Below are 9,845 nucleotides of genomic sequence, written 5' to 3' on the forward strand. Positions count from 1 at the left end.
AACCGCCCCACCCGCCCCAGTACGGGCGTCCCCACGGGCCGTACATCGGCCACGGATCGTAATAGACCGGCTAACGCACCGTCATCATGTCGCCGCGCACCGAATACGCCAGCGACACCTGATAGCGCGCGCTCGCATCGGCGACCTGCCTGAAGTTGTACTTCTTCGACAATTCGCCGGCGATCAGCGCCTCGTACGTCGTCTGCTCGATGCTGTTCTGCTGATCGCCGTTGCGCTGGAACGCGTAGGTGCGCGTGGCGTCGGCGGCATTGCCGTTCCAGTTGGAGAACGCGGTGACCTGCGTCTGCACGTAGGTCGTGCAGCCCGCGAGCCACAGCGCGCACAGCGCCAGCGCCGCGCGCATCCATGCGCTGCTTCGGATCGAAAATCTCATGGTCGTCCTCACTTCGGTGACTGCCTGCCCGTTTATGGAATGCGCCGCCGCGCCTGCGCGTGACGGCGTCCGGTTTTGTGGGGTCCACGTCGTTTGCGCCGCCCGATTCACGATCTCCGGACGGCTTGTACAATGGTTCGACCAGCCGCGCGCGCATTTGTGCCGTTCGCATGACGGCGCACGGTGCGGCCCGCGCCTTCCTCATTTCGAAGATCTTGCCATGTCCAACACGACCGCAGCCACTTCATCAGCCGTGATCCGCCGCCAGGACTACACGCCGCCCGCGTTTCTGATCGATTCCGTCGCGCTCGAGTTCGACCTCGTGCCGTCGCGCACCGTCGTCCGGAACACGATGCGGCTGCATCGCAATCCCGACGCGAAAGGCGACGCGTCGCGCGTCGACCTGATCGGCGAGCAGCTCGAATTCGTCGGCGCGTCGATCGACGGCGTCGCCTGCGCGGATGTCCGTGTAAGCGATAACGGACTGTCCATCGGCAATATTCCGGCGGATGCGTTGGAACTCGTGATCGAGAACGTCTGCAATCCGGCCGCGAATACGACGCTCTCGGGCCTGTATGTGTCGAGCGGCAACTTCTTCACGCAATGCGAGGCGGAAGGTTTCCGCCGCATCACGTATTTCCTCGATCGTCCCGACGTGATGGCGACCTTCGTCGTCACGCTGCGCGCCGACAAAGAGGCGTATCCGGTGCTGCTGTCGAACGGCAATCTGATCGAGGAAGGCGATTTGCCCGATGGCCGCCACTTCGCCAAATGGGAAGACCCGTTCAAGAAGCCGAGCTATCTGTTCGCGCTGGTCGCGGGCAAGCTGGTGTGCATCGAGGAGCGCATCAAGTCGGGTTCGGGCCAGGACAAGCTGCTGCAAGTCTGGGTCGAACCGCACGATCTCGACAAGACCCGTCACGCGATGGATTCGCTGATCCACTCGATCCGCTGGGACGAAAGGCGCTTCGGGCTGGAGCTCGATCTCGACCGCTTCATGATCGTCGCGGTGAGCGACTTCAACATGGGCGCGATGGAAAACAAGGGCCTCAATATCTTCAACACGAAGTACGTGCTGGCCAATCCCGAAACCGCGACCGATATCGACTTTTCGAACATCGAAGCCGTGGTCGGCCACGAGTATTTCCATAACTGGACCGGCAATCGCGTGACCTGCCGCGACTGGTTCCAGCTGAGCCTGAAGGAAGGCCTGACCGTGTTCCGCGATCAGGAATTCTCCGCCGACATGGCCGCGGGCGACGTGGATGGCGCGGCCAGCGCCGCCGCGCGCGCGACCAAGCGTATTGAGGACGTACGCGTGCTGCGTCAGATGCAGTTCGCCGAAGACGCCGGCCCGATGGCGCATCCGGTGCGCCCGGAAAGCTACGTCGAGATCAACAACTTCTACACGATGACCGTCTACGAGAAAGGCTCGGAAATCGTGCGGATGTACCAGACGCTGTTCGGCCGCGACGGCTTCCGGCGCGGCATGGACCTGTACTTCCAGCGCCACGACGGTCAGGCCGTGACTTGCGACGATTTCCGCGCCGCGATGGCCGACGCCAACGGCCGCGACCTCGCGCAATTCGAACGCTGGTACAGCCAGGCCGGCACGCCGCGCGTCTCCGTGCGCGCGAAGTACGACGCCGCCGACAAGCGCTACACGCTCACGCTGACGCAAGGCTACGGCGACGGCTCCGAAGCCGCGCGCGAAACGCAAAAAGGCCCGCTGCTGATTCCGTTTGCGATCGGCCTGCTCGGCGCGAACGGCGCGGATTTGCCGCTGCGTCTGGACGGCGAGAAGGAACCGAACGGCACGACGCGCGTGCTCGAATTCACGGAGCGCGAGCAGTCGTTCACCTTCGTCGACGTCAACGAAGCGCCGCTGCCGTCGCTGCTGCGCAATTTCTCCGCGCCGGTGATCGTCGAATTTGACTACACGAACGAACAGCTCGCCTTTCTGCTCGCGCACGACAGCGATCCGTTCAACCGCTGGGAAGCGGGTCAGCGCCTGGCCACGCGCGAGTTGCTCGGCCTGGCGCAACGCGCATCGAAGGGCGAAACGCTGAGTCTCGACGACGACGTGATCGCCGCCTTCGCCCGCGTGCTCGACGACACGACGCTTACGCCCGCCTTCCGCGAACTCGCGCTGATGCTGCCGTCGGAAAGCTATCTCGCCGAGCAGATGAGCGTGTCCGATCCGGCCGCCGTGCACGCCGCGCGCGTGTTCATGAGCCGCCGCCTCGCTTCCGCCTTGCGCGACAAGTGGCTCGCGCGGTATGAGGCGAATCGCACGCCGGGCGAATATCGTCCGACGCCGGAAGATGCCGGCAAGCGCGGCCTGAAGAACCTCGCCCTCGCCTATCTCGCCCAGACCGACGATCCGAGCGACGCCGTCAAGCTCGCGCAGGCGCAATACGACAGCGCCAACAATATGACCGACCGTTCGGCCGCGCTGTCCGCGTTGCTGCTGGCAAGCGCGACGAAGGGCGCCGATCCGACCGTCGCGGATGCCGCGCTCGAGGACTTCTATCGCCGTTTTGAGAAGGAAGCGCTCGTCATCGACAAATGGTTCGCGTTGCAGGCGACGCAGCGCGGCGGGCCGGATCGCAAGGTCATGGAGATCGTGCGCAAGCTGATGCAGCATCAGGCGTTCACGCTGAAGAATCCGAATCGCGCGCGTTCGCTGATTTTCAGCTTCTGCAGCGGCAATCCGGCGCAATTCCACGCGCCCGATGGCTCGGGCTATCAGTTCTGGGCCGAACAGGTGATCGCGCTCGATGCGCTCAATCCGCAAGTCGCCGCCCGCCTCGCGCGCGGCCTCGAACTGTGGCGCCGTTTCACGCCGCAGCTTCGCGAGAAGATGCACGCGGCGCTGACGGAAGTGGCGTCGAAAGCCAAATCGCGCGACGTGCGTGAGGTCATGGAGAAAGCGCTCGCGGCTTAAGCGCTGTTTCGGCAGGCATTTTTGCTGTTTAGCGGCCGCCGCGCGAGGATCTTGCGCGGCGGCCGTTCTTGCTTATGGCGGATGCACGCGGACGCTGTCACAAGGACCGCAGGGTTCGAGCGGTTAGAATCGTGAATATTCGTCTAACGCTCACGGAGCCTCGCATGTCCTCCCTTTCCAGCCGCACTATGCTCACCAAGTATCTGATCGAGCAGCAGCGCGAACACCAGAATCTTCCGGCCGACCTGCGTCTTCTGATCGAAGTCGTCGCGCGTGCGTGCAAGCAGATCAGCTACCACGTGAGCAAGGGCGCGCTGGGCGATGCGCTCGGCACCGCCGGCAGCGAAAACGTCCAGGGCGAAGTGCAGAAAAAGCTCGACGTGATGTCGAACGAAATCCTGCTCGAAGCCAACGAATGGGGCGGCAACCTGGCCGCGATGGCATCGGAAGAAATGGAAAAGATTTTCCCGATTCCGAATCGTTATCCGAAGGGCAATTACCTTCTCACCTTCGATCCGCTCGACGGCTCGTCGAACATCGACGTGAACGTGTCGATCGGCACGATCTTCTCGGTGCTGCGCTGCCCGGACGGCGTCGAGCCGACCGAAGACGCGTTCATGCAGCCGGGCTCGCAGCAGGTCGCGGCGGGCTACGCCGTGTACGGTCCGCAAACGGTGCTCGTGCTGACGACGGGCAATGGCGTAAACTGCTTCACGTTCGATCGCGAACTCGGTTCGTGGGTGCTCACGCAACGCGACATGAAGATTCCGACCGAAACGCGCGAATACGCGATCAACGCATCGAACGCGCGTCACTGGTACGAGCCGGTGCAGCGCTACGTCGGCGAACTGAACGAAGGCAAGGACGGCCCGCGCAAGGAAGACTTCAACATGCGCTGGATCGCGTCGATGGTCGCGGACGTGCATCGCATCCTGAGCCGCGGCGGCATCTTCATGTACCCGGCCGACAAGCGCGATCCGTCCAAGCCCGGCAAGCTGCGCCTGATGTACGAAGCGAACCCGATGTCGTTCATCGTCGAGCAAGCGGGCGGCGCGGCCACCAACGGCGAACAGCGCATCCTCGATATCGTGCCGACCAGCCTGCATCAGCGCGTCGCCGTGTTCCTCGGTTCGAAGAACGAAGTGGATCGCGTGACCCGTTACCATCTCGAAAAGAAAATTTGATTCAGGGTCTTGCGGAAACGAGAAAGCTGTCGCTATAATCTCATTTATCTATGCCGGAATAGCTCAGACGGTAGAGCAGCGCATTCGTAATGCGAAGGTCGGGGGTTCGATTCCTCTTTCCGGCACCAAAAGATTCAGGCAAAAAAAGCCCGCGTTCATGAAAATGACGCGGGCTTTTGCTATGTGCCTTTTGGTTTGGCCCGTATTTAACTCCACTTCCCTCTCTCGGCGTCACGTCAGATTTACGCAACGCCGCATCCTAGCTTTTTCTTAACTGCGTTGTTGTCGTAATTCGACGATATCGGCGTTGTCGTCGGCGAGCAAAACGCGCCCGGCGACGGGAGCCGACGCATCGGACGGGCTTCGATACGGCGTGCCCGCAGTATCGTCCGGCAGCCGGCCGAGCGCTTCGTCGATATTAGCGCCCGCGCGAATCGCGGTCGACGGCAAGGCCTTCGCCGCGCCCGCGCGCTCCGCCGGAAGATGGCTCGCGCCGAACGGAAGTTGCACCGTGAACGCCGTGCCCTTTCCCACTTCGCTTTGCACCGCGATGCGCCCGCCGTGCAGCCGGACCAACTCTTGCACCAGCGCCAGGCCGATACCCGATCCTTCGAACGAGCGGCCTTTGGCATCCGCGATCCGGTGAAAGCGCTCGAACAGTCGCGGTAGTTCGTGCGACGGAATCCCGATCCCCGTATCGCGCACGACCAGTTCGACGCCGCCGTCCGCCGCATCTTTCAGCGATACATCGATCGCGCCTTCATGCGTGAACTTGAACGCGTTCGATATCAGATTGAGAACGATCTTTTCCCACATGTCGAGATCGACGAAGACGCGCTCGCGCAGCGGCTCGCACGCGACATTCAGCGCGAGCCCCGCGCGCTCGACGGCGGAGCGGAAGTTGGACGCCAGTTCCGCCGTCATCGCGTCGAGGTCGACGGGCGCATAGCTCGCCTCCCATCGCCCGGCTTCGATGCGGGCGAAATCCAGCAGGGTATTCACCAGCTTCAGCAAACGCTGTGCGTTTCGATGCGCAAGCGCGATCCGCTGCGAGACGTCGGGCGCGATCTCGTCCGGATAGTCGCGCAACTCTTCGAGCGGACCGAGCATCAGCGTGAGCGGCGTGCGGAACTCGTGACTGACGTTCGAAAAGAACGTGGTCTTGGCGCGATCCAGTTCGGCGAGCGCTTCGGCGCGTGCGCGTTCACGCTCGTAGGCGCGCGCGTTGCCCAGCGCCGCCGCGACCTGTCGCGCGAGCAGATGAAGAAAGGTTTCGTATCCATCGTCGAGCACCAACCGCGGACTCAGGCCCACGACGAGGAAACAGCCGAGACCGGCGCGGTCCGAGCGCGGCAGCGGCAACAGCACGGCCGTGCGCGTCGGCTCGGGCCATGTGCTGGGAAAGACCTGATCGGCTTGTTGGGCGAGATCGCAGATCACCGGAGCCGACTGTTCCGCGAGCAGCGTATCGATAGGCCACGGCGACGCGTTCGCGGAAAGATCGATCGAATCCGGACTCGATGCCGTGCCGGGTTCGAGACCGTTGTGTCCCGCCCGTTGCGCGATGCGGCCGTCGTCATCGAGCCGATAGAGCAGCGTGAAGGTCAGATCACGTTGGTAATGTCCGAGCGCTGCGGTGATCGCCGCTTCCGCTTCGATGCTGCTCTTCGACCCGGCGGCGATATCGCCCAACGTCCGGAGCACAGCCAGTCGACGATCGCCCAGCACGCGCTTGGTTTCTTCGGTACACGCGCAGAACAGGCCGCCGATTGCGCCCGCTTCGTCGAGAATCGGGCTGTACGAAAAGGTCATGTAGACCTCTTCCGGGAAGCCATTGCGCGTCATCACCATTTCGAGCCGTTCGCTCCAGGTGGACGCGCCCTCTTTCATCACGGCATCGGCGAGCCGGCCGACGAACGGCCATGCCTCCGCCCAGCAAACCGACGCCGGCTGCCCCAGTCCCCACGGATGCCGCTGCCCGAGCACGGGCACATACGCATCGTTGTAGAACTGGATGAGCTGCGGCCCCCACCACACCAGCATCGGATAACGCGAGGTCAGCATCAGTTCGACGGACGAGCGCAGGCTTTGCGGCCATTCGGCCTGCGGACCGAGCGGCGTGCCGTTCCAGTCGTAAGCGGCGATGCGCGCGCGCATCTCGCCTTGCTGCAAGAGATGCAAACGCTCGATCACTGGCTGCCTGGCGTCGTCGGTCAAGATAGGCTCCGTTTGCTGCATGGCGTTTCATCAGGGTCAGTTTAACGATCTTCGAATACGGCGCGTCGGATGCACGACGAAGCCAGCCGTAAGGCGCGGCTTCCGGTCAAAAAGCCCGATCTTCCCGCATCGCGCAATCAGGAAAACCCGTAGAGACTTAAAGACGACCGTGCGGTCGGCCGTAAATCATGCATACCTCCTACAGGATAGAAAATGCAGCGCCCTCGACTCATCACCATGCTGAAGTGGCCACGGCGGCGGTTCGCGACCACTCTGGTTCTGGCGACGATGTCGGCCACTGTGATGTGTCTCGCCGTCCTCGCGACGATCTCGATCACGCTTGCTCGCGACGCCGACGAACAGCGCCTGCGTCAGGCGCTCGACGTCAGCGCGGAGCTCGAACTACTGGTCGATCTGCATCTCGCGGCCAACACCGACTTTCTAAAGAGCGTCGGCTCGGCCGCATTCGAATCGCGCGCGTGGCCGATCGGCCGCGCCGTGATGGTGGCGCGCGCCTATAACCATCTCGACAGCCTGCTCGCCGATTCGCCTCTCGCGACGTCCAAGCTCACGGAATTGCGCAAGCTCAGCGGACGCTGGCCCAAGGCGCTTCAGGATGCGGCGCAAAATGTCGCGCTGGCCGCGCACGGCACGGCCGTCGATTCGGATCGGCTGTTGCGCGTGAACGAGTCGCTCAAGTCCATCATGGATATTCTGGCTTCGCTCAGAAGCGACGAGCGCGATCAGATCGCGGGCATGCAGGAAAAGGCGCAAGGGCAAATTCTCAAGCAGCGCATCGCGCTCGTGGTCGGACTGGCGACGGGCATGTTGCTGCTGATTTTCGCGGTGTCGAGCCGGCATCGCTCGGTGCTGGCCAAGAGCGCGGCGCGCATCGCCGCCGAAGAAGCGCAGAAAAGATTCAGCCAGTATTTCGATCAGCATCCCGTCGCCATGCTGATTTTCGAAGTCGGGAGCGGCGCGATTCTGACCGCGAATGCGGCAGCGCTTCGCCAGTACAAGGCGACGCTCGAACAACTGAACGCGATGATCATCGAACAGTTGCGCCCCGCCGAGGAAGTCGCCGCGTTCCGGCGCGACTTCGGCCGATACGTGCAGTCCGGCGCGGATTCGGGCTCGGGCGGCATTCGCAGGCATTGCCGTATCGATGGCGAAGTGATCTTCGTCGACGTGTCGTTTCATCTGCTGTCGTTCGGCGGTCGCGATGCCTGCTTCATTACCGCGCACGATGTCACCGCGCACGAAACGGCCAAGGAACAGCTTCATATCCGCAGCCGGGCGCTCGAAGCGGCGCGCGATGCCATCGTCATTTCGCATTTGTCGAGCGATGCGCACCGTATTGCTTACGCGAACACGGCGTTCGAGCGGTTGACGGGACATCGCGTGGATCAGGTGATCGGCGCGCCCGCTCAGGCGACCTTCGGCTGGGATCAGACCACGCCCGAGAGCGAGTCGTTGCAACGCGCGAAGCACGACAATCGCGAAGTCTCGCAACTGGTGAGCATCACGTGCCACGATGGTTCGACCTTCTGGAGCGATACCTACGTCGGCCCGATTCTCGACGAGACCGGCCGCCCGACGCATTGCATCACCGTATTGGGCGATGTGTCCGAACGCGTGCGTTATCAGGACCAGTTGAAGCAACAGGCCTCCGAGGATTCGCTGACCGGCCTGCCCAACCGTCTCGCGCTCGGCCAATGCCTGAGCCAGGCGGTCGATCTCGCACGACGTCGCGGCGACACGCTCGGCCTGATCTTTCTCGACCTCGACAACTTCAAGGAAGTCAACGACAGCCTGGGCCACGCGGCAGGCGACGACGTGCTGCGCGAAGTCTCGCGCCGTCTGCGTTCGAGTGTGATGCCGCCCGGTCTGGTCGCGCGCTATGCAGGCGATGAATTTGTCGTGTTGTTGCCCGGCGAAACGCACGAGCAATGCATCGAGCACGCGCAGCGCATCAAGGCCGTGCTCGCGCGCGACATGAAGATCGGCGATACGACGCTCGCGCCCGAGGGCAGCATGGGCATCGCGTTCTATCCCGGACACGGCGTCGATGCCGAAAGCCTGCTGCGCGCCGCCGATGCCGCGATGTATCGATCGAAGTCGATCGGCGCGGGCTCGATTCAGGTGTTCGATCCCGAAATCGCCGCCGAAGATGCCGCGCGAGCGGCGATGACGCGCGCACTCGAACTCGCGATCGCGCGCAACGAGTTGTTCCTGCTCTATCAGCCGAAAGTCTGCTTGCGCACGCGTCAGGTGCAGGGCTTCGAAGCGCTGCTGCGCTGGCAAAGCAGCGAATTCGGTCTGGTCAGTCCCGCGCAGTTCATCCCGCTCGCGGAGAGCAGCGGGCTGATCGTGCAGATCGGCGAATGGGTGCTCGAACAGGCGTGTCTGCAGGCGTGCGCATGGTCGAGCTTGTACGCGGAAGTCGTGATCGCGGTCAATATCTCGCCGGTCCAGTTCGAGCGAAGCGATGTGCCGGAGATGGTCGCGCGCACGCTGCTTCGTTCGGAAGTGAATCCGCGCAATATCGAACTGGAAATCACCGAGAGCACGCTGATGGCACCGGAAGCGCTGCCCGCGCTGCATGCGCTGCGTCGCCTGAACGTGTCGATCGCCATCGACGATTTCGGCACGGGTTTCTCCAGCCTCGGCTATGTGCGCAGCTTCATGGCGGATCGACTGAAGCTGGACATGTCCTTCGTGCGCGGCATCGGCGTGTCGCGTGCCGACGAGGTGATCGTAAAGGCGGTCATCGCGATGGGACAGGCGCTGGACATTCGCGTCGTCGCGGAAGGTGTGGAGACGGCGGATCAGCTGGATTATCTGCTGGGCAACGGCTGCGACGAAGTGCAGGGATTCTGGTTCGGACGACCGATGCGTCCGGAGGCCGCGGTCACGCTGCTGATCGGAAACGAACCTGCGGCAAATCAAAGCGACATCGAACCGACGCTGTTCGTCGCCTAGGCTCTGTTCACATTTGAAGAAATGTGTTTACATCTCATCTTTTGCGTAAGCGATCAAGATGAGTCGAATGTTGCTGACCGATGAGATATGGGGACGACTGGAGTCCATTGTTCCGGGTAAG

The 9,845-nt window shown here is 62.9% G+C and carries 4 protein-coding genes, 1 tRNA gene and 1 pseudogene; 4 read left to right on the forward strand and 2 right to left on the reverse strand.

Features of this window, described 5'->3' with window-relative positions; genetic code table 11:
* Window positions 1-364, reverse strand: a pseudogene (locus BVER_RS24685) (DUF4136 domain-containing protein); the annotation flags it as partial.
* Between the two features lie 250 nt (window positions 365-614).
* Between BVER_RS24685 and pepN the strand changes: the two are divergent.
* From pepN to BVER_RS24700, 3 genes are all read left to right on the forward strand, one after another.
* Complete coding sequence (pepN, locus tag BVER_RS24690) at window positions 615-3,341, forward strand: aminopeptidase N (RefSeq protein ID WP_050455520.1); 2,727 nt, start codon at window positions 615-617, stop codon at window positions 3,339-3,341.
* 164 nt (window positions 3,342-3,505) lie between these two features.
* A complete protein-coding gene (locus tag BVER_RS24695) occupies window positions 3,506-4,525 on the forward strand; it encodes a class 1 fructose-bisphosphatase (protein ID WP_050455521.1) in 1,020 nt (339 codons plus the stop codon).
* Window positions 4,526-4,577: 52 nt separating this feature from the next.
* Window positions 4,578-4,653 (forward strand) — tRNA-Thr (locus tag BVER_RS24700).
* 142 nt (window positions 4,654-4,795) lie between these two features.
* Here BVER_RS24700 and BVER_RS24705 read toward each other — a convergent pair.
* A complete protein-coding gene (locus BVER_RS24705; RefSeq protein WP_198155354.1) occupies window positions 4,796-6,742 on the reverse strand; it encodes a sensor histidine kinase in 1,947 nt (648 codons plus the stop codon).
* Window positions 6,743-6,955: 213 nt separating this feature from the next.
* Between BVER_RS24705 and BVER_RS24710 the strand changes: the two genes are divergently transcribed.
* Window positions 6,956-9,724 (forward strand): EAL domain-containing protein, encoded by a 2,769-nt coding sequence (locus tag BVER_RS24710; RefSeq protein WP_050455523.1) that lies wholly within the window; start codon window positions 6,956-6,958, stop codon window positions 9,722-9,724.
* Window positions 9,725-9,845 lie beyond the last annotated feature (121 nt).

This window comes from Candidatus Burkholderia verschuerenii, from assembly GCF_001189365.1.
Classification (GTDB): Bacteria; Pseudomonadota; Gammaproteobacteria; order Burkholderiales; family Burkholderiaceae; genus Caballeronia; species Caballeronia verschuerenii.

Bases quoted from the DNA above. Each gene is read 5' to 3' on its own strand.
- pepN (WP_050455520.1), top strand. From the start codon at position 615: ATGTCCAACACGACCGCAGCCACTTCATCAGCCGTGATCCGCCGCCAG.
- BVER_RS24695 (WP_050455521.1), top strand. From the start codon at position 3,506: ATGTCCTCCCTTTCCAGCCGCACTATGCTCACCAAGTATCTGATCGAG.
- BVER_RS24710 (WP_050455523.1), top strand. From the start codon at position 6,956: ATGCAGCGCCCTCGACTCATCACCATGCTGAAGTGGCCACGGCGGCGG.